Consider the following 18,631-nt stretch of genomic DNA (forward strand, 5'->3'; position numbering starts at 1 on the left):
CCTGCCGGTCGGCCGGGTGAACTGATCGCTGCTGGGATGTCGTGCCCGCCCGGTCGTGGACGTGAGCACTGCTTCATTAGGTCGCTGACTTGTTCGGCCGCCGCTGCTGGCCAGCTGGCCCGGCAAGGGGAGCGATGATGCGGCTGTTCATGGGAGATGACTGGGCCGGGGCCCACCACAACGTGGAACTGATGGACGCCGCCGAGCGGAGGCTGGTGCGGGCCCGGCTGCCCGAGGACGTGGCCGGGATGACCTGGCTGCACCAAATGATTGCCGACCGTCTCGGCGACAGCGGCGACGATCAGGTGCAGATGGTGGTCGGGATCGAGACCGACTGCGGGCCGTGGATGCGTGCGCTGGTGGCGGCTGGCTACACGGTGCTGACGGTCAACCCGCTGCAGGCCGCCCGCTACCGCGAACGCCTCAGCGTGTCGGGCACCAAGAGTGACGTCGCCGACGTGCACATGCCGGCCGACACGGTCCGCGGCTGCTGCGCACTACTGGGCTGGCCCAGTTCGCCGCCGCGACCGTGATCGGATGATCATTGCGGACAGTACCTTGTTCCCCTCTGTGAGAGCGGGCAGTGGCGGCCCGCAGCAAGAGCCCCTGAGCCTTTTTCAGCAGGTGGCGGTCTCGCGGTTCTGCAGAATAAGGATGGCCTTGGCGAGTTGGTTGGCCTTCCAGGGGCAGCAGCGCAGCTTGTGCAAGATGCGCCAGGACTTCAACTGCGCGTTGGCGCGCTCACCCGGACCACGCAGCCGGGCGTGGGAGCGGTTGGCGTCCTTTTGGGAATCGGGCTTGCCCCGGCTCTTGTAGGGCGTAAGCGTCTCCGGCTGGCCTTGATGGCCTTTGCCGGCCAGGATCGGTAGCCCAAGCAGCGGGCCCAGGGTGTTCACAACCTGGCGCGAGGCCGAGTGCGAGATCCCGAACAGCGGCCTGACCTGCCGCAAGTCAGGTCGGTGCGCCAATACACCACTGCCAGCAGCACCCGTCCGGCCAGCGGCAACGCCTACAGGCATCTCGGCTGGCCATCGGCGATCTGCAGATCGCTCTGCGCTGTCACCGTCCGCACCAGTTTGCAGAACCGGCGCACCGACAATCCGGTGAACGGACCGATCCACCGCGGTTCATCCGCTGACAACACCTGCACCACACCAGGTCGCCATCCTACTCACGCCGATACGAGACAACCTTAGCAACAAGCTTTGTCCGTCAACTCCACGCGAGAAGAGCTCTTTTAGCAGCTTGCAAAGCCGGCATTCGCCCAAGCAAGGGTGCTCCATTCTCAAAAGAATTGGACATACCGTCTAGCAAATCTGCCAGACTTGCCGCCAACTTGATGACAACGGACCCCATGTGAAGCGAAAACCCAGCCACCTCGCCAAAAGAGTGCCAGGTGGGTGGTTTACGTAGATGACAGCTCCACTATTCATGCAAGCCATTGGAAGTCGATTTTCTATATAAAAGAGTCATGCTCCCTGGGCATTCGATCAACGATGGCGGCATGGGAAGTGAAAGCAGGTTATTTTCTGGAGTCATTGACGGAGTGCTTCCTGTGGTTCAATCCGTGCCGCTCGCAAAGCGGGATACAAGCCAGCCAGCAGGCCGATAAACGCACCGATCAGCGGGGCGGGTAGCACGGTGAATGGCTCCAGGACTGCGGTCCACTGCTGGGCTAAAGCCACAACGACCACGATTCCGATAGCAATGCTGGTACCGATCATTCCGCCGAGTAAGCCAAGCACGGTCGACTCGGTTAGAAACTGGATGGCGATATGGCAGGGACGAGCCCCAAGGGATCGGCGTAGCCCAATTTCGCCAGTACGTTCCAGGACAGAAACAAAGGTGGTGTTGGCGATGCCGACGGCACCAATGACAAGGCAGATTGCTGCCAAGAGAAGGAAGAGGCCGGTCAGGTCACTGGTTACCTGATGGTGCAGTCCTCGAGGGTCAGGCGGAGGGATCGCAGTAAACAAGGCAGGGTTGTCGGGACGCAGGGCGGTAGGAGCCTGGCTGGCAATGAGCCGTGCTGCACCGAGCTGAGTCTTAATGATCATTTGCCCTTGGTTATTCTGCGGCGGAGGCCCGTATACTCGGTCGGCGGTACTGCGTGGAATAAGAACACTGGACAGCAGTTCGGGCATCTGCCGAGTGTCGCCCAGGATTCCGATAACGGTAAAAGCTCGATGGTTGATGAAGACCGCAGGGCGAGAGTCGAGTTGGGTGATACCCAGCCGTTGAGCGGCGGTGGCGCCCAGAATTGCCACTAACTCGCTACGTGCTTCATGGAATGCGTTGTACTGTGTTCCTTGAGTAACGGTGGCCTCTGCGGCCTCAAGCGTTCCCGGTGAGGCGGCGAGCACTGAACTGATCGCGCCGATATCACCATTAGCGCCCGGACGAGTGGCTGGTGAGGCGGTGATGGAGACTGCACCGGGAAAACGGATCCGCCGCCAGGTGCCAGCGTGCACGACCCCATGCAGTCGGGTTATCCGGTGGTCAGCATCGCGGGGGAATGCCTGTGCCTGGGCTCCGTCGCCCTGCCCCGGTTGGTTGGGGCTATTGGCCTCGATAGCGCGATCGGCTGTAGCGGAGACGGTCAACGTGGTAGCGGTCAGAACGTTGAACTGCTGGCTGATCTGACCGGAGGTGGTTGCAGTCAATCCCAGCACAGCCACGAACGCACTGACTCCTAGAATGGTACCTAGCATGGTCAAGGCAGAACGGCCCGGGCGTTGAGTGAGCCCTGCGGTCGCTTCGCTGATCAGGTCTCGCCATGACAAACGAGAAGGGCGGGCTCCGCTTTGCCATGCGCGCGGACTCAGGTCACCATGTAGAACGCGTATCACGAATCGCCTACTTGTGATGCGATCGGTACTCATTATGAATTTTTCTCGAACGGCCGCTGACTATTAGGCCTAGTTTCACGCGGACAGCTATGAGGTACCGAATTGTCGGTCAGTTGCCCGTCATAGATGGTGACTACGCGTTGAGCTCGGTCGGCCACTACCGGGTCATGTGTGATGACCAGGACGGTCTGTCCATCACTGTGCAATTCGTCAAGGAGATCCAAAATGGTGGCAGCGGTGTGTGAATCAAGATTTCCGGTGGGCTCATCACACAGCAGCAGGTAAGGATGGTTGGCCAACGCTCGGGCTATCGCAACGCGCTGGCGCTCACCGCCCGACAAGGTAGTCGGCACTGCGTGCATACGATGCCCAAGCCCCACTCGTTGCAGAGCGATCTGCGCGGTGTTCAGACGTTGGGTGCGCGGGATCGCATCGTAGAGCTGAGCGAGCATCACATTCTCTATCGCAGTCCGGTGGGTGAGCAAGTGAAAAGATTGGAAGACAAAACCGATACGGCGTCCGCGCACCGCTGTCCGTTCTGACTCACTCAGCTGTGCAACATCCACCCCATCAAGCTGATACCGGCCGGTCGTAGGGCGGTCCAGCAATCCGAGCAGATTGAGTAAAGTAGATTTGCCTGAACCTGAAGGGCCGGCGATGGCTATGTATTCCCCGCGATTCACTGTCATGTCAACACGATGTAATGCCGTCACGGGCGGTGGACCGGGGTATGTTCGGCTAACCCCTTCCAGGGCGATGACTGGTCTCACCGCCCCACCACCACCTTGTCACCTTCATGTAGTTGTCCACCCTGAGGACGCACCTCAACGAATCCATCAGCCGACATGCCAGCAATCACCGGGACCCGACGTCGCTCCCCCTTGCCTGTCAGTACGGTCACCGATGCCTGCCCATCGGCTGGCGCAGTGATTGCTCCTTCAGGGACAGCCAGGACTTGGCTCTCGGTGGCGGCTGCAGTCACGGTGATGCGGGCATCCTGATTGTTGAGAACCGGGCTCCATGGTCGGTCACCAACGATGGTTACCGGGATATAGGCAGGATTGCTGTCCTTTTCAGACTCTTTTGGCTTAACTATCTGGCCGACCCGGGTTACCCGAGCCGGGTACTGCTTACCGCTGTCTTCGAGCAAGACTTGTACCTGCTGATTGGTGTTCACCGTGCCCTCGGCCGAGGGATCCAGGTGGCCGATCAACCGCAAACCACCGAGTGTCACCTTCAGCAAGGTACTGCTCGGCCTTGCGCCTACCGCTCCCCCCAGAGCGGTAATCCGCGCCGGAAATGAGGGAAGGAACATTACCTCGGACTTGGGGACCCGAACCAACTTCTTAGCTTTATCTCTAGCCTGGATGCGCAAAGAGGTGGAGCGAGACCGGGTGGACAGAACAGGCTTGGGTGCATCACCTGGCGATTCCTTTGCCACAACCGGTACCGGATATCCCAGTGCTGTATAAAAGCGCCGAACGGCTTGGGCGGTACCGGAACCGAAATGACCCTGTTGGTCGGAGCCCCGCCCATAACCCAAATCGTCCAAGCCGCGCTGTAATTGGGTCACATCTGGCCCCGAGACACCTTGCGTTAGATCACGAATGGCGGGAATCTTGCCATGCAAGGCAAAGACTGGACGATAGGAAATCTCCACTAGCAGCATGCCCGGCTGAACTTGATCACCGGGTTTACGAGGTGTCTTGGTGACTACCATCTCGCCCCCAGCTGAGCCGCTGCCCCCGCTGGGATCCAACGCGGAAGCCGGAGCAAAGTCCACCGATTTTGTAGAGGTGAACGATCCACGGAAGATCACCGTACGCTTCAAGATTTTGTATTCAACCGGAGCCGTTAGAATGCTGGCACGAGGTGGTTTGGCCTGAGCGGCAACCTCAGCAGGTGAATCTACCCAGAACGAGGCGACCATACCCATAGTTGACAAGATCGCTGTCGAACAAGCGATGCCGAGTAGCAGCCTCTGCCGGCGAGCCAGCGGAGAAGAGGACTTAGATGTCCGGTCTGCAGCGACTAGCATTGGCTCCTGATATTCGGTGCCGCCCAACAGGGCATCCGGTTCAGCCACCGTACTGCTTGGTCAATGTTTGCAGACGCTTTTCTTGAGCTTCGATTTGCTTTTTCTCTTTATTCAACGCTTCGGCATTTTTTTCAATTTCGATATTCTGTAGATCAGATTCAACGGCGAACATCACGCCTATTAGGTTCGTTTGGTAAATACAGTCCACAGTAGCGACTGCCGACTTAATCTCAGCTTGGCTCACTTGCACGGGACCATCGCCATCCTGACCGGCGAACTCCGCGCCGGCATGCAATGAATCGCGGTAGTGATATCCCTTAGCTTGCATGCAAAGTACCCATTTAGCGGTGACCACTTGTGCGCGCGCTTCCCTTGCCAGCTGGGCGAAGGACTTACGCTGAAGAGATTTTGCTAGGGTTGGCCCCTCTCCCGCGACGCCTGTTGCTCGGGCCGCCTCCCCCATGCACCCTCCTTGTGGTACTTGCTTGCCCTGGTATTGAACTTTCCCGCCATTAGAGGATGAGCCCTTCAAGACAGTCTGTTGACTTGCAGAAAATTCATCTAGAGACTTCGGCCTTGCACTTCCGATGGTCCAATCGGGCATCCCGTATCCATATCGAGAGGCTGCAGCTCGATCCGAAATTCCATAGCGGCGAGAAGTGCTGAACTTTTCAATTCTAGTACTAGTCTCAATAACTTGGGAAAGGCCCAGCGAAGAAGTCATCTGAAATCCATAACGACGCATGCATTCTTTCATGATGACGGAACGTAGTGCGGCAGTTTGTGCCGTGTCGGAAGCCGACGGCAAATATGCTTCGAGTGGGAGACTGAGTTGTGCCATACTTGTCGGCGTCGGTGTCGCCACAGGGCGCGGTATGGCCGAATTGCCACTATGAGTGGAGCAACCACTTGATGCAGGAATCGCACTTAGCGAGCAAGTGAATGCAATAATTGTAGAAACGTTTTTGAGCATGAAAATTTCCTTCACAAACCTTTTGTCGGAAACAATGGGGTGGTGTGGCGCAATGTCATGTACTGCGCCACACCACCCCCGCGAGCGGCAGTTGAGGTGGTCAGCCCGAACTGATCACTCCAGTTGTTGGTCGCTTCTCACTGCTGCATCCGGCCAATGCGCTGCCGGCTTTCCGATCAGACGCAGTTGTAGGCGCGGATTGATGCGTTGTCATTGTGTAGACCGTTAATGGTCATCTGCCCGTTCCAGAATTCATCGTCGGACAAGTTCCCAGCCCACCCAACGTGCAAGGTGTCGTAGTCGCCCGTGAAGCTAGTCGAGATGTAGGTCGACACGAGGCAGTTCGCGGTATGGTTGCCCATCGAGGCGGAGTTATTTCGTACCACTTGCCCCTTGCCCGCCGAGCCGTATGAGCCGCTGTCGTAGAAGATATTGCCGCCCAAGTCTCGGTCCTGGGTCGACGAGGGGCGCCAACTCGCATTGTTCAGGTTCGTGCTGTAGTAGAGACAGTAATACGTCCCACACGGCGCCCTCCAGCTGCCGTAGGACCACGTGTCCACGCAATGAGGCCTATAGCACTCAGCGAAGGCGGGCGCAGGCTGCGACACAGACAGGGCGACCGAGCCGGCGAGAGCCAGCACCAGTGCCGCAGCAGCAAGGACCATCTTCCTGAATACAGGTGCCCTCAATGCAAATTGAGAAGCCACGTTACACCTTCCGCTTTCCTCCATCACTTTGATGGAATTGGTTAGAGGTAGTTATACATGATTGTGGACGTCATTGCAATAATATAATGTTGCTAAAGACCATCTTTGTCGCCAGACTGACTTTAGTGTCGCAATACCACAGCAACTTTCGACGCGCAATGCCACTCCGGCTTGAAGTATTCAGCTTTCAGTCTCTTGGGCACTGCGGTGTTTGTTCGCCAAGAGCGCGGGTCTGGCGTGGTGTCGGTTGAACAGCTTCTTGTGCTTGTTGGGGATGTTGGCTACTCCACATAGTTGTTGTCGGCATAACAGGCGATCGCCCAGGCCATCGATGTTGAAACGCTCGCGCCTGGCGATCAGTCCGTGGGTGGATTACGGCAAGAGCGATGACGCCTAGATCAACTCACTAGGCGGTTGCGGCCGAGGCCGGCGGACTTGTGCAACGCCATCACCCCGGTAACGGACGTTAGTCCGACTGTGGTCACGACAGCAGACCGTTTCAGGGCACGCAAAAATGCTGCCACCATGTAGACTTCCTTTCGCTCATGTGGTACTGGTCCCGCAGCGAGCCGCCAAGCAAGACTGCGGGACGGACAAAATGTCAGGCAGAGTGTTGCCTATGTCTCCCTGGTGCGCAAACCCCTTATCGACACTCCGCTCAATACGTTCTGTCGCTAATTCTTCGCTCTGGGTATCGGCAAGCAGGGCGGTCGGCTTCCCGGCTGGGACGATTCTCCGGTCCTGCGGCACGCCTGACGGCAAGGCGGGCTTCGCCCTCGCGTTGTATGTGATGTACATCACTTAAATATTTGGAACTTGGCGAGGAAATGTGGGTTTGGCGCTGTCTCTTTCTGTGGTCAAACGGAAACACTCTGTAGTTTTCGGTAGAGACTCTTGAGTGAGGTGCTTTGTCAAAAGTCAGCTTGACTGTACTTTTCAGTAGGTCGTGGTGCTGATGACGAAGATGGCCTTGCGAGCTGGCTGGCGCGATGCAGGTAGTAGCGCAGCCTTGTTCAGAATGTGCCAGGGCTGTACCAGGCGTTGGTGCGTTCGCTTGGCCGTGTAGTCGGACGTGGAACCAGCTGGCGTCCTTCTGGGGATTGGGCTTACCTGCCCTTCGTAAGACGTGGATGCCTTCTGCTGACCCTGATAGCTCTTGTCTGCCAGCACCACAGCCCGCGGTGTGCCACGGTCGCGCATGCCTTGAGCCCTTTTTCAGTTGGTGGTGGCCTCGTGGTTCTGTAGGACGAGGATGGCCTTGGCGAGTTGGCCGGCCTTTCAGGGACGGCAGCGCAGCTTGTGCAGGATGCGCCAGGGTTTCAACTGGGCGTTGGCGCGTTCGCCGGGGCCGCGCAGCTGGGCGTGGGAGCGGTTGGCGTCCTGTTGGGAGTCGGGCTTGCCCCGGCCCTTGTAGGGGGTGAGCGTGTCGGGCTGGCCTTGATAGCCCTTGTCGGCCAGGACCCGGCAACCCGGCGGTGCGCAGCAGCCGGGGCACTCCCCAGACCCGGGCCGCGGTCACATCGTGCACGCTGCCGGGCAGCACGTCCGACACCCACACCACCATCCACCGGGAGCCATCAATACCTGCACGTTCATTCCGCGCACGCGATGCTCGCCCGAGAAGAAAGGGCCGGCCGGCGGGAAGGCGATCGGAGCGGATCCAGGTGCCGTCCAGTACCAGGAACAGGCAGGTGGTGCGGGCCAGGCGCAGGAAGGCGCCCGGCTTGGGAGCACGGGCGGCTGGCAGGGCCACCGCCTTGTGCACGTAGCGCCAGGCCATGGCGATGGAGATACCGCCAGTTCGAAGGTCTCGTTTTTACGCAGGTGGACCAGGACCAGCAGCGCCTGACGGCCGGTGGCAGCCTGCGCCAGGGCGGGCCAAGGGTCGCGCAGTGGCGACGCAGAACTCCGGACAGGTAGGTCAGGGTCGGGCGCGACAAATCCAGCCCGGCGCGGTAGAACAACATCCGATGCCTCTGGTGAAGACTGGTTGTTCTTGGTCGTTCAACCCATCTACCAGGGCTTTGTTGGGCTCAGAGCGAAACCGGCGTGGTGTGCCGGGATCGCGCTATCTGAGGTTCTGGCAGGTACCGACGCTGCCACCCGGCCAACAGGCGTTGACGACGCTGGTGTACTTGTGCATGGGCGGGACCTTTAACACCTTGGCCTGCGGGTTCGGCGTATCGTCCGCTACCACCTGATAGTAAGTGCACTGTGGAACTGCTGCCCCTTCCCCGCACTGACGACCGCGCTACGCCGTGCGTCCCGCGGACTGCTGTACATGTCGCTGAACGCCACCCTGGTGTCGATCGACCGTTCTACTTGGGAAAGCACCAGAGACATGGGATGAACCTGCAGGTGCTGGCTGCCTGCAGCGGGCGGCTGCTGTGGGGGTCGGACGTGCTGCCCGGCAGCGTGCACGATGTGACCGCGGCCCGGGTCTGGGGAGTGCCCCGGCTGCTGCGCACCGCCGGGTTGCCGGGTCCTGGCCGACAAGGGCTATCAAGGCCAGCCCGACACGCTCACCCCCTACAAGGGCCGGGGCAAGCCCGACTCCCAACAGGACGCCAACCGCTCCCACGCCCAGCTGCGCGGCCCCGGCGAACGCGCCAACGCCCAGTTGAAACCCTGGCGCATCCTGCACAAGCTGCGCTGCCGTCCCTGAAAGGCCGGCCAACTCGCCAAGGCCATCCTCGTCCTACAGAACCACGAGGCCACCACCAACTGAAAAGGTTCAGCGTGAAGGACGCTGACGCCGCCGGATAGGACCCTCTCGGGGACGGCCCGGGCAAGAAGTGCAAGGACGCAAGCGGTTCATCGTGACGGACACGCTCGGGCTGCTCATCACGGTGCTCGCCTGTCGCTGCCCAGGACCGTGATGGTGCTAAGGGTGCCCTGGTTATCACCATCCCCAGGTGAGCGGCACCGCATGGGCCTGCTGGCAGCTCCTTTCCGGCGACAATGGATCACGCTCGGGGTGTAGCTTTCTTCAGCGCGTCGATGGTGCCGGACATGATCATGCGGATGTGCTCAGTGAGGTGATCGAGCGGCCAGTCCACCAGGCCAGGGCCAGGAGGCGGTCTATGTCGGCGTCGCTGTAGCGGCGGCGGATGAGCCTGGCGGGGTGCCGCCGGCGATGCCGTAGTCGGGGACGTCGTTGGTGACGACGGAGCCGGACGCGATGATCGCTCCGTGGCCGATGCGGACACCGGGTATCACCATGGTCCGGTAGCCGAGCCAGACGTCGTGGCCGAGGACGGTGTCGCCCCGGCCGGGCAGGCCGGTGATGAGGTCGAAGTTGTCGGACCAGGAACCGCCCATGATCGGGAAGGGGAAGGTCGAGGGGCCGTCCATGCGGTGGTTGGCGCCGTTCATGATGAACCGCACGCCCCCGCCCAGCGCGCAGAACCTCCCGATGATCAGCTTTTCCGGCCGTAGTGGTAGAGGACGTTGCGGGCCTCGAAGGCGGTCGGATCATCCGGGTCGTTGTAGTGGGAGAACGCTCCGACCTCGATCAGCGGCGAGGTGATCAGGGGTTTCAGCAGCACCACCCGCGGCTGCTCGGGCACCGGGTGCACCACGGTCGGGTCGGAGCTTTCATCGGCCGTCCTCCGGGGCGCCGAACCAGGTGGTGAGGGCTTCGCGCAGCGTGGGTGCGGCGGTGCCGGCCGGTTCGTCGGTGGCCGCGGCCCAGGCGATGTGGGCGTCCGGGCGGATCAGGAGGGCGTCGGCCGGCCGGTCGTCGGTCTTGGCGGTGCGGATCTCGACGCGGTCCCGCCAGTCGTGGGCGGCCTCGCGCAGGTCCGCGCGGTCGGCGAGGTCCAGCAGGACGGGCCGGGCGGTGCGCAGGAGTTCGGCGGTGCCGGTGACGCCCTGGTCGGTGTGCAGGACCAGGTCGGGGGCGAAGGTGCCGGCCAGCGGGTGGTGGCCCGTGCCGGGCATCGGGTAGCGGATGTCGGCGCCGGCGATGAACGCCCCCATGCGGCGCAGCGGCTGCTCGTCGAGGAGCAGTTCCTGGAACAGCTCCCGGAGCGCTTCGGCGGCCGGGTCGAGCCCGCGCCGCAGCGCGACCTGGGCCTGGGTGTGCAGCATGGTGCGGGCGCCGGCGAGGCGGCGTTCGTCGTGGTAGGTGTCCAGCAGGCCGTCCGGTGCCCGGCCGTGGACGGCGGCGGCCAGCTTCCAGGCCAGGTTGACCGCGTCCATCATGCCCGCGTTGATCGCCACGCCGGTGGCGGGGAACAGGTGCGCCGCGTCCCCGGCCAGCATGACCCTCCCGAGGCGGTAGCGCTCGGCGTGGCGGGCCTTGAAGGTGAACCGCGACAGCCGGAACGCCTCGTCCACCGGCAGGTCCACGCCGAGCACGCGGCGGAGGCTGTCCTGGAACTCGGCCACGGTCATCGGTGTGTCGTCGTCGTACTCGGTGTCCTCGTCCTCGGTGGTGAAGAGGGAGACGACCTTGGAGTCCGGTGACGCGCCGATCCCGAAGAGGCCGCGGTCGGTGCGGGTGAAGCCCGGGGCGATCGTGCCGAAGCCGGGGACGTCGAGGCCGCCGTCGTCCAGCACGGTCACCGTGCCGGGCAGGGCGACCTGGGCCAGCCGGTTGACCTCCGGGTAGACGGTGCCGGGGAACGCGATGCCGGCCCGGTCCCGGACCCGGCTGCGCGCGCCGTCGCATCCCACCAGGTAGCGGGTGGTCATCCGGGACGGGCCGTCGGGACCGCGCACGTCCACGGTCACCGCGGCGTCGTCCTGGCTCAGCCCGGTCACCTCGTGCCCGCGGCGGATCTCGACACCGAGCTCGGCGACGCGTTCGCCGAGCACCTGCTCGAGCTGCTGCTGCGGGAGCGGCAGGGCGTGCATCGGCGGATCGGCCAGCCGGGTGAGGTCCACGTGCACCCCGCCGAACGGGAACCGGGGCGCCGGGACGGGGCCGGTGCAGGCCGCCTCGAAACGCTCCAGCAGACCCCGGTAGCGCAGCAGCTCCAGGATCTGGCCGCCGAGCCCGCCGGCCTTCGGAGTGTCCCGGCGGTGCGGCTGCCGCTCCAGTACCAGCGGCCGCACCCCGGCCAGGCGCAGCTCGGCCGCCAGCATCAGGCCGGCCGGGCCCGCGCCCACAATGATCACATCGGCGTCCATCAACGTCCTCTTCTCTACGGGGCGCGGCGTTCGTCCGCGCTGTCCGATCCTCGCAGAGCAAGATCGTCTGATGGGCGGGGCTTACGAGAGCCGCTCCCGGAGCCGGACGGTCACGGTGTCCCCCTCCTCCTTGCCGATGGCCTCGCGCACCGCCGCCTTCACCGGCAGCTTGTGCGTGCCGTCCCCCAGGGCCATGAACGAACTCCGGAACGGGTGCCCGTCGATCGTGCCCCGGACCTTCACCAGGCCGCGGGTGCCGAAGTACTCGACGGACCCGGGCCACACCAGGTAGGTCCAGCCGCCCTTGTCCGGGCTCTTGCGCAGGGTCGCGGTGAACTGCTCGTCCATGTCGGTACCGCTCCTCAGGAGGTCTCGATGAGGATGAGGGCGTTGCCGTCCGGGTCGCGCACGCCGAACATCGGCGGCACTCCGGCTCCGAGGCGCAGCACCTCGGCGTCCACGTCGACGCCCCGTTCGCGCAGGCGGGCGTGGTCGGCGCCGGCGTCCCGGGTCGCCAGGCGGATGCCGCCTGGAACCCCGGCGGGGACGAGCGCGATGGTCGTCGCCGCGCCGGGCGGCGCCACCTCGATCCAGCGTCCCTCGCCGAAGGGGACGTCCCGGCGCACTTCGAAGCCGAGTTCGCCGACGTAGAAGTCGAGTGCCTTCTGCTGGTCGGTGACGCCGATCCCGACCGTGGCCACCTGGGTGATACCGGGAGTCCCGCTCATGCCATGCCTCCGCTTCTTCGGTTTCACCAGGACAGACCGGCACCGGCGCCAGGACTCATCGCCGTTCTGGCATGCTGCCGCGGAATCGGCACACAGGAGGCGGCAACCCGTGAACACACCAGCTGAGACGATCCGGATCGGCGCTCTGGTCCCGCTGACCCGGCCCGGCTGGGTCGAGCCGGGCCGGCACCTGCTCGCCGGGCTCGAGCTGGCCGCGCGCGAGGTCAACGACGCCGGCGGGATCGCCGGCAGGCCGCTCGAGCTGGTGGTCCGCGACACCGCGGCCGACCCGGACAAGGCCGAGGCGGCCGTGGCCGAGCTGGCCGGCCTCGGCGTCGCCGCCGTGGCGGGGGAGTACCACAGCGTCGTCGCCCGCGCCGCCGCCACCAGGGCCGACGCCCTCGGCCTGCCGTTCCTCTGCTCGTCGGCGGTCCTCGACGCGCTCACCGAGCAGCCGACGGAGTGGGTCGCGCGCCTGGCCCCGGCGCAGTCCCGCGGCTGGGCGGTCTACGCGGACTTCCTCCTCGGCGCGGGCCGCACGCGCATCGCCGTGGCGGCGGACGCGAGTGTCTACTGGGCCTCGGGGACCCGCATCCTGCGGGACCGCCTCGCGCCACGCGGCGGCACCGTCATCGAACTCGACATGCGCGCCCTCACACCTGAGGCCGTGTGCGACGAACTCGCCGGCGACGGCGCGACGGCCCTCCTCCTTCTGACCGGCTCCCCGGAACCGGCCGTGCCGATCGTCAGGTCCGTCCGCCGCGATCCGCGTCTCGCCGAGGTCATGATCGGTGCTCCGGCCGGGCAGCCGGAGTCGGCCGAATGGGCGCGGCTGCTCGGCGGCGACGGCGCCGGGATCCCGTTCCTGCGCTACCTGCCCGAGCGCCTCGGCCCGCTCGGCGTGCGCGTCGGGGCGGCCCTGCGCGAACGGCTGGCCGAAGCGCCCTCCTTCGTCGCCTTCGAGGGCTACGACACGGTCACCGTCCTCGCCGAGGTGCTGCGCTCCCACGGCACGGACCGGGCGCGCATCGCCGGATCCTGGCCGCATGTCGCGGTCGAGGGCACCCGCGGGCAGATCGGCTTCTCCCGCGCGCCGGGCATCGGCGTCTGGCAGTGGGCGTGGGCGCCGATCCAGGTCGTCGCGCGGGACCGGGCGGACGCCGGCCGCTTCCGGGTCCTTCACACCGGCTGAGCGGGCGCCGGGGGCGACTCCGCCGCGGCGTCCAGCAGCAGGTCGCGCAGCGCCGCGGCGGCGTCCGGCGGCTCGGCGGAGGTGAGGACGACCTGGTCGGCGGTGGTCGAAGGGCCGGTGAGGGGGATGACGCGCAGGCCCGGCGGCCGGTGGTCGAGCGCGGACGCGACGGTGATGCCGATGCCCGTCCCGGCGGCGACGTGCGTGGCGATGGCGTGCACGCTGTCGGCGGTCCTGATGATGCGCAGGTCGGCTCCGCCGATGCGGAAGGCGGCCAGGAGCCGGTCGCAGAGACCGCTGTTGATCTGGTGGGGCCAGGTGAGCAGGGCGGTGGTCGACAGCTCGGACGCGCTCAGCTCGGCGTGCCCGGCGAGCGGATGGGCCGCGGGGACGAGCGCCATGAACCGCTCGGTCGACAGCACCCGCGCCCGCACGCCGGTGAGGCCGCCGGTCGCCCAGCCGATGCCGAGCCCGATCGTCTCCGCCCGCAGCGCGGTGAGCTGCGCCGTGGTCGGCATGGGCTCCGGCACGATCGTCACGCCGGGGAACCGCTCGCGCAGCCGCGGCAGGCAGCGCAGCAGCAGCCGGTGGCCGGTGTACTCGGCGTGGCCGACGACGAGGGCGGTGCCGGCCCGGTCGCCGGCGGCCAAGGCGCGTCCGCGCTGCTGGAAGCGGCGCAGCTGGGCCAGGGCGGCGCGGGCGTCGGGCAGCAGCGCCTCGCCGAGCTCGGTCAGCGACACCCGGCGGCTGGTGCGGTGGAACAGCCGCCCGCCGAGGGTGTGCTCCAGCCGCCGGACGGCGTCGCTGACGGTGGGCTGCCCCCGGTGCAGGCGCGCGGCGGCGCGGCCGAAGTGGAGCTCTTCGGCGACCGCGACGAACGCTTCCAGTTCCATCCTGTCCACCGGGCCAGGCTAACGCGATCGATCGGTGCGGCCGATCGCTGCACGCCGGAGTTCGGCGTTGATGCCGTGACCCGCACCGGATGGGATGGCAGAGCAGGCAGTGATCCCCTCTTGAGTGGAAACGGACGAGCACATGACGATCGATGACATCGCCCCTGAGCACCCGCCGGCGGTCACGGTGACGGTGGTCTACCACTCGGTGCACGGGCACACCCGGCTCCTGGCCGAGCACCTCGCCGGCGGGGCGCGGCTGGTGCCGGGCGCCCGGGTGCACCTGGTCGAGATCCGCGCCGAGGACGTCACCGCGGGCCGCTGGCACGACGCGGAGGTACTGGCGCTGCTGGACCGCTCCGACGCGATCGTCCTCGGCTGCCCGACGCTGATGGGCAGCGTGTCGGCGGTGTTCAAGGCGTTCATGGAGGCGGCGTTCACGCCGTTCACCACGCAGGCCTGGAAGGACAAGCTGGCCGGCGGGTTCACCATGTCCGCCTCGCAGAGCGGCGACAAGCTGGCGGTCCTGGAACAGCTGGCGGTCTTCGGCGCGCAGCTGGGCATGCAGTGGATCGGCGTGGGCGACATGCCGGGCAACAACTGGAGCGGCGGCACCCGCGACGACGTGAACCGGCTGGGCTCGTGGCTCGGGCTGATGAGCCAGAGCCACGCCGACCAGGGCCCGGAACGGGCCGGCTCGCGCGGCGACCTGATCACCGCGGAGCGGTACGGCGAGCGGATCGCCCGGCTGGCCCAGCGCTGGGTCAACGCCGTGCCGTACGAGACCCCCCGGATGACCGAGCACGAGGCGCGCGCCCTGTCGGCCTCCCTCCGGGAGAGGGGCGACGCGCCGGCGGCGCTTTCCGGCAGCTGACCTGCGCGGAACGCCCCGGCGGGGACGTGGGAGCGGCCGCGGCGGTTGACAGCGCGGCCGTTCCAGGACAGCCCCCGGAAAACCCGGCGCAACCCCCGGTTTGCCGTTACACCTGTTATTTCGCTCAATGAGGGGAATTCAGGATGAGGAAGCTTCTCGCGGCGGGGGTCACGGCCGCGGCGGTCGCCGGGATCGGCGCGGTCGCCGCTCCCGCGCAGGCGGCGTCGGCGGTGCAGATCTACCGGGTCTACTACGACAGCCCCGGCCCGGACACCCGCTCCAACGCCAGCCTGAACGGCGAGTGGGTGCAGCTCTACAACACCGGCAGGACCGCGAGGCAGCTCAAGGGCTACAAGCTCAAGGACAGGACGGGCTACACCTACACCTTCGGCAGCTTCGTGCTGGGCGGGAAGAAGACGGTGAAGGTCCGCACCGGCAAGGGCCGCAACACCTCGGCCAACCGCTACTGGGGCCGCGGTTCCTACGTCTGGAACAACACCGGCGACACCGCCTACCTGCGCTACCCGAACGGCAGGGCGGCCGACTCCTGCTCGTGGGGTTCCCAGGGCGACAGCAAGTACTGCTGACGGGCCCGCCGGACGTCAAGAGCGTCCCGGGCCGAATTCGGCCCGGGACGCTTGCGCGTGAGGTAGCAGGACGCGCGGTGCCGACCAAATAGTCTGCTGGGATGTCGTCCTCTCCCGCCGCCGTCCCCGAGCCCGGGCGTTTGAGCAGGTTGGCCCCGGTGCTGACCGGCGTGACGTCCCTGACGTGCCTGCTGGCCTGGCTGCAGAAGCAACCGTGCGCGTCCGCCGGCTTCGACTTCGTCAAGACGACGACGAACGCCTGCTACACCGACATCTACCCGCTCTACTTCGCGCGCGAGCTGAACACCGGCAAGGTGCCCTACTTCGACACGCTCGCGACCGGCGGCGACCTGCACTACGTGGAGTACCCGGTGCTGAGCGGGGTCTTCATGCAGCTGGTGAACCTGCTCGTCCAGCCGTTCGGGGAGGACGCGCGGGGGATGGCGTTCTTCAACGTCACCGCGCTCTGCCTGTCGGTGCTGGCGGTCGTGGCGGTGCTGGCGACCGCGTACGCGGCGGGGCGGCGGTCGCTGCGCGCCGGGCTGATGGTGGCGCTGTCCCCGTCGCTGCTGCTCACCGCGTTCGTCAACTGGGACCTGCTCGCGGTGGCGCTGACGGCGCTGGCGGTGGCGGCCTGGGCGAAGCGGTGGCCCGGGACGGCCGGGGCGCTGCTCGGCCTGGCCATCGCGGCGAAGTTCTACCCCCTGCTGTTCCTCGGCCCCCTGTTCCTGCTGTGCGCGCGCGCCGGGCAGTGGCGGGCCTTCGGGCGGCTGCTCGCGGGGACGGCGGTGGCGTGGCTCGCGGTGAACCTGCCGGTGATGGTGTTCGCCTGGGACGGCTGGGCGGAGTTCTACACCTTCAGCCGGCACCGCGGCATCGACTGGGGATCGATCTTCTTCTACCTGGACCACCACGGCGTCGGCGGGCTGGACGACGTGGACCGGCTGAACCTGTACGGCACCGGCACCTTCCTGGTGCTGGCGGCCGGCATCGCGGTGCTGGCCTGGACGGCGCCGCGGCGGCCCCGGCTGCCGCAGCTGATGCTGCTGGTCATGATCGCGTTCATGCTGCCGAACAAGGTCTGGTCGCCGCAGTACATGCTGTGGCTGCTGCCGCTGGTGGTGCTGGCCCGGCCGAAGCTGCCCGCGTTCGTGCTCTGGCAGGCGGGGGAGATCGTCTACTTCTTCGGCATCTGGTGGTACCTGCTGTCGGTGACGAAGCGGGTTCCAGGCGCGGACCTGGGGGCCACGGTCTCGGCGGTGCTGCACCTGCACGCGCCGGCCGACGGGATCGGCCAGGGCGTCTACGAGGTGACGCTGTTCGCGCGGTTCCTGACGGTGCTGCTGCTCGGCCTGCTGGTGGTCTGGGAGATCCTGCGGCCGTCCGCCGACCTGGTGCGGTCGGACGAGGGGACCGACGACCCGGCGGGCGGGGTGCTGGACGGCGCCGCGGACCGGTTCGCGCTGCGCCGGCCGCGGCGGCGCCGCGAGCCTGTCCTGGAGACCGCTACCTAGGTTGTAATTCTAACTAGGTTGCTCTACCGTTCAGGTACCGGTACCCCTCGCCGAAGGAGTCGTCCATGAACGGGCGGAGCACCCTGATCGTCCTGCTGCCCCTGATGTGCGCGGTCGCGTTCCTCACGCTGCGGGACACCCTGTCCACCGGCGGCACCGCCGACACCGTCGTGGCGGCCGCGTTCGTCGTCATCGAGGTCGTGCTGTGCGCCCTCGCCAGCCGCGAGACCCGCCGGGCCCGCTGACCACCGGGCCCGCGGACCACCGGGCCCGCCGACCGGGGGCATTGACGCCCCGCCCGGCGGGGTAGGCACCCGTCATGCGGATCATGATCGCGGTGGTGCTCGCCGTCCTGGCCTGCGCGCCCGCCGGGCCCGCCCTGGCGGCGGACGGCCCCCGGCGGGTGCACGCCCGCTCGGCCTACCTGGCCGAGGACGGCCGCACCCGGTGGGCGCGGCGCCCCGACACCCGCCGGCCCGTCGCCAGCATCACCAAGGTCATGACGGCCGTGGTCGTCCTGCGGGCGGGCCACCTGGACCGCCGCGTGCGCGTCCAGCGCCGCCACCTGGCCTACTGCGCCGCCCTGCACGGCTCGACCGCCCGGCTGCGCCCCGGCGACCGGATCCCGGTGCGCGAGCTGCTGAACGCGATGCTGCTGCCGTCCGGCTGCGACGCCGCCGTCGCGCTCGCCGAGCGGTACGGCCCCGGGCAGGCCCGCTTCGTCGCGAAGATGAACCGCACGGCCCGCCGGCTCGGCATGCGCCGGACCGGCTACCGCGACGCCACCGGGCTGACGGGCCTCGGCACGTCCACCGCCCGCGACCAGGTCACCCTCGGCCGGTACGCGCTCGGCCTGCCCGAATTCCGGCGGATCGTCGGCCGCCCCGAGCACGTTCTGCGCGCGGGCCGCGGCCACGGCCGGTACGTGTGGCGCAGCACCGACGTATTGCTCGGCTCCTACCCCGGCATGCTCGGCATCAAGAGCGGCCACACCGCCGGCGCCGGCCAGTGCTTCCTGTTCGCCGCCCGCCGGCGCGGCCGCACCCTGGTCGGCATCGTCCTCGGCAGCACGGGAAAACGGCGCGACGCGCGCTTCCAGGACACCATGCGGATGCTCGACTGGGGCTTCCGGCACTGACC

16 protein-coding genes and 4 pseudogenes are annotated in these 18,631 nt (G+C 66.3%); 8 read left to right on the plus strand and 12 right to left on the minus strand.

Going from position 1 to position 18,631, the window contains the following annotated elements; genetic code table 11:
- The first annotated feature begins 134 nt into the window (after positions 1-134).
- Positions 135-533 carry an IS110 family transposase gene (locus tag ACRB68_RS16865; RefSeq protein ID WP_235959413.1) on the plus strand — a complete coding sequence of 133 codons (399 nt, stop codon included), beginning with the start codon at positions 135-137 and terminating at the stop codon, positions 531-533.
- 84 nt (positions 534-617) lie between these two features.
- On the opposite strand, the pseudogene ACRB68_RS16870 reads toward ACRB68_RS16865, so the two are convergent.
- The 7 genes and pseudogenes from ACRB68_RS16870 to ACRB68_RS16900 form a co-directional block, all read right to left on the minus strand.
- A pseudogene (locus tag ACRB68_RS16870) lies at positions 618-926 on the minus strand (transposase family protein); the annotation flags it as partial.
- A 609-nt stretch (positions 927-1,535) separates the two neighbouring features.
- Complete coding sequence (locus ACRB68_RS16875; protein WP_153533388.1) at positions 1,536-2,882, minus strand: ABC transporter permease; 1,347 nt, start codon at positions 2,880-2,882, stop codon at positions 1,536-1,538.
- Positions 2,882-3,619, minus strand: a complete 738-nt coding sequence (locus ACRB68_RS16880; protein ID WP_328594314.1) for an ABC transporter ATP-binding protein — start codon at positions 3,617-3,619, stop codon at positions 2,882-2,884. The genes ACRB68_RS16875 and ACRB68_RS16880 overlap by 1 nt, the downstream gene beginning before the upstream one ends.
- Positions 3,616-4,779, minus strand: coding sequence for a peptidoglycan-binding protein (locus tag ACRB68_RS16885; protein ID WP_194293344.1), 1,164 nt, complete (start codon positions 4,777-4,779; stop codon positions 3,616-3,618). Before ACRB68_RS16885 ends, ACRB68_RS16880 begins: the two co-directional genes overlap by 4 nt.
- Before the next feature lie 148 nt (positions 4,780-4,927).
- Positions 4,928-5,860, minus strand: a complete 933-nt coding sequence (locus ACRB68_RS16890) for a hypothetical protein (RefSeq protein ID WP_153533391.1) — start codon at positions 5,858-5,860, stop codon at positions 4,928-4,930.
- Positions 5,861-6,036: 176 nt separating this feature from the next.
- Positions 6,037-6,303 (minus strand): hypothetical protein, encoded by a 267-nt coding sequence (locus tag ACRB68_RS16895; protein WP_153533392.1) that lies wholly within the window; start codon positions 6,301-6,303, stop codon positions 6,037-6,039.
- 1,542 nt (positions 6,304-7,845) lie between these two features.
- Positions 7,846-8,534 (minus strand): annotated as a pseudogene (locus tag ACRB68_RS16900) (transposase family protein).
- A gap of 129 nt (positions 8,535-8,663) precedes the next feature.
- Here ACRB68_RS16900 and ACRB68_RS41295 point away from each other — a divergent pair.
- Positions 8,664-9,229, plus strand: a pseudogene (locus ACRB68_RS41295) (transposase family protein); the annotation flags it as partial.
- A 304-nt stretch (positions 9,230-9,533) separates the two neighbouring features.
- Here the strand turns inward: ACRB68_RS41295 and ACRB68_RS42830 are convergent.
- The 4 genes and pseudogenes from ACRB68_RS42830 to ACRB68_RS16925 form a co-directional block, all read right to left on the minus strand.
- A pseudogene (locus ACRB68_RS42830) lies at positions 9,534-10,148 on the minus strand (CatB-related O-acetyltransferase).
- 16 nt (positions 10,149-10,164) lie between these two features.
- Positions 10,165-11,703: an FAD-dependent monooxygenase gene (locus tag ACRB68_RS16915; protein WP_153533393.1), complete on the minus strand. Its 1,539-nt coding sequence runs from the start codon at positions 11,701-11,703 to the stop codon at positions 10,165-10,167.
- Positions 11,704-11,784: 81 nt separating this feature from the next.
- The gene (locus ACRB68_RS16920; RefSeq protein ID WP_153533394.1) at positions 11,785-12,051 is read right to left on the minus strand and encodes a DUF1905 domain-containing protein; all 267 of its coding nucleotides are present in this window, start codon (positions 12,049-12,051) and stop codon (positions 11,785-11,787) included.
- A gap of 14 nt (positions 12,052-12,065) precedes the next feature.
- Complete coding sequence (locus ACRB68_RS16925) at positions 12,066-12,431, minus strand: VOC family protein (protein ID WP_153533395.1); 366 nt, start codon at positions 12,429-12,431, stop codon at positions 12,066-12,068.
- A gap of 109 nt (positions 12,432-12,540) precedes the next feature.
- On the opposite strand from ACRB68_RS16925, the gene ACRB68_RS16930 reads away from it, so the two are divergent.
- Complete coding sequence (locus ACRB68_RS16930; protein WP_328594316.1) at positions 12,541-13,623, plus strand: ABC transporter substrate-binding protein; 1,083 nt, start codon at positions 12,541-12,543, stop codon at positions 13,621-13,623.
- Here the strand turns inward: ACRB68_RS16930 and ACRB68_RS16935 are convergent.
- Positions 13,611-14,516 (minus strand): LysR family transcriptional regulator, encoded by a 906-nt coding sequence (locus ACRB68_RS16935; protein ID WP_194293395.1) that lies wholly within the window; start codon positions 14,514-14,516, stop codon positions 13,611-13,613. The two genes, ACRB68_RS16930 and ACRB68_RS16935, sit on opposite strands and share 13 nt — an antisense overlap.
- Positions 14,517-14,658: 142 nt before the next feature.
- Between ACRB68_RS16935 and ACRB68_RS16940 the strand changes: the two genes are divergently transcribed.
- The 5 genes from ACRB68_RS16940 to ACRB68_RS16960 all read left to right on the plus strand — a co-directional run bounded on the left by ACRB68_RS16940 (position 14,659) and on the right by ACRB68_RS16960 (position 18,629).
- On the plus strand, positions 14,659-15,390 hold the full coding sequence (locus ACRB68_RS16940; RefSeq protein ID WP_153533398.1) for a flavodoxin family protein: 732 nt from the start codon (positions 14,659-14,661) through the stop codon (positions 15,388-15,390).
- Positions 15,391-15,533: 143 nt separating this feature from the next.
- On the plus strand, positions 15,534-15,977 hold the full coding sequence (locus ACRB68_RS16945) for a lamin tail domain-containing protein (RefSeq protein ID WP_153533399.1): 444 nt from the start codon (positions 15,534-15,536) through the stop codon (positions 15,975-15,977).
- Positions 15,978-16,078: 101 nt separating this feature from the next.
- The gene (locus ACRB68_RS16950) at positions 16,079-17,491 is read left to right on the plus strand and encodes a glycosyltransferase family 87 protein (RefSeq protein WP_153533400.1); all 1,413 of its coding nucleotides are present in this window, start codon (positions 16,079-16,081) and stop codon (positions 17,489-17,491) included.
- Between the two features lie 65 nt (positions 17,492-17,556).
- Positions 17,557-17,736, plus strand: coding sequence for a hypothetical protein (locus ACRB68_RS16955; RefSeq protein ID WP_153533401.1), 180 nt, complete (start codon positions 17,557-17,559; stop codon positions 17,734-17,736).
- Between the two features lie 74 nt (positions 17,737-17,810).
- Complete coding sequence (locus ACRB68_RS16960) at positions 17,811-18,629, plus strand: D-alanyl-D-alanine carboxypeptidase family protein (RefSeq protein WP_153533402.1); 819 nt, start codon at positions 17,811-17,813, stop codon at positions 18,627-18,629.
- Positions 18,630-18,631: the final 2 nt, after the last annotated feature.

It is taken from the genome of Actinomadura macrotermitis, from assembly GCF_009604375.1.
GTDB classification, from domain to species: domain Bacteria; phylum Actinomycetota; class Actinomycetes; order Streptosporangiales; family Streptosporangiaceae; genus Spirillospora; species Spirillospora macrotermitis.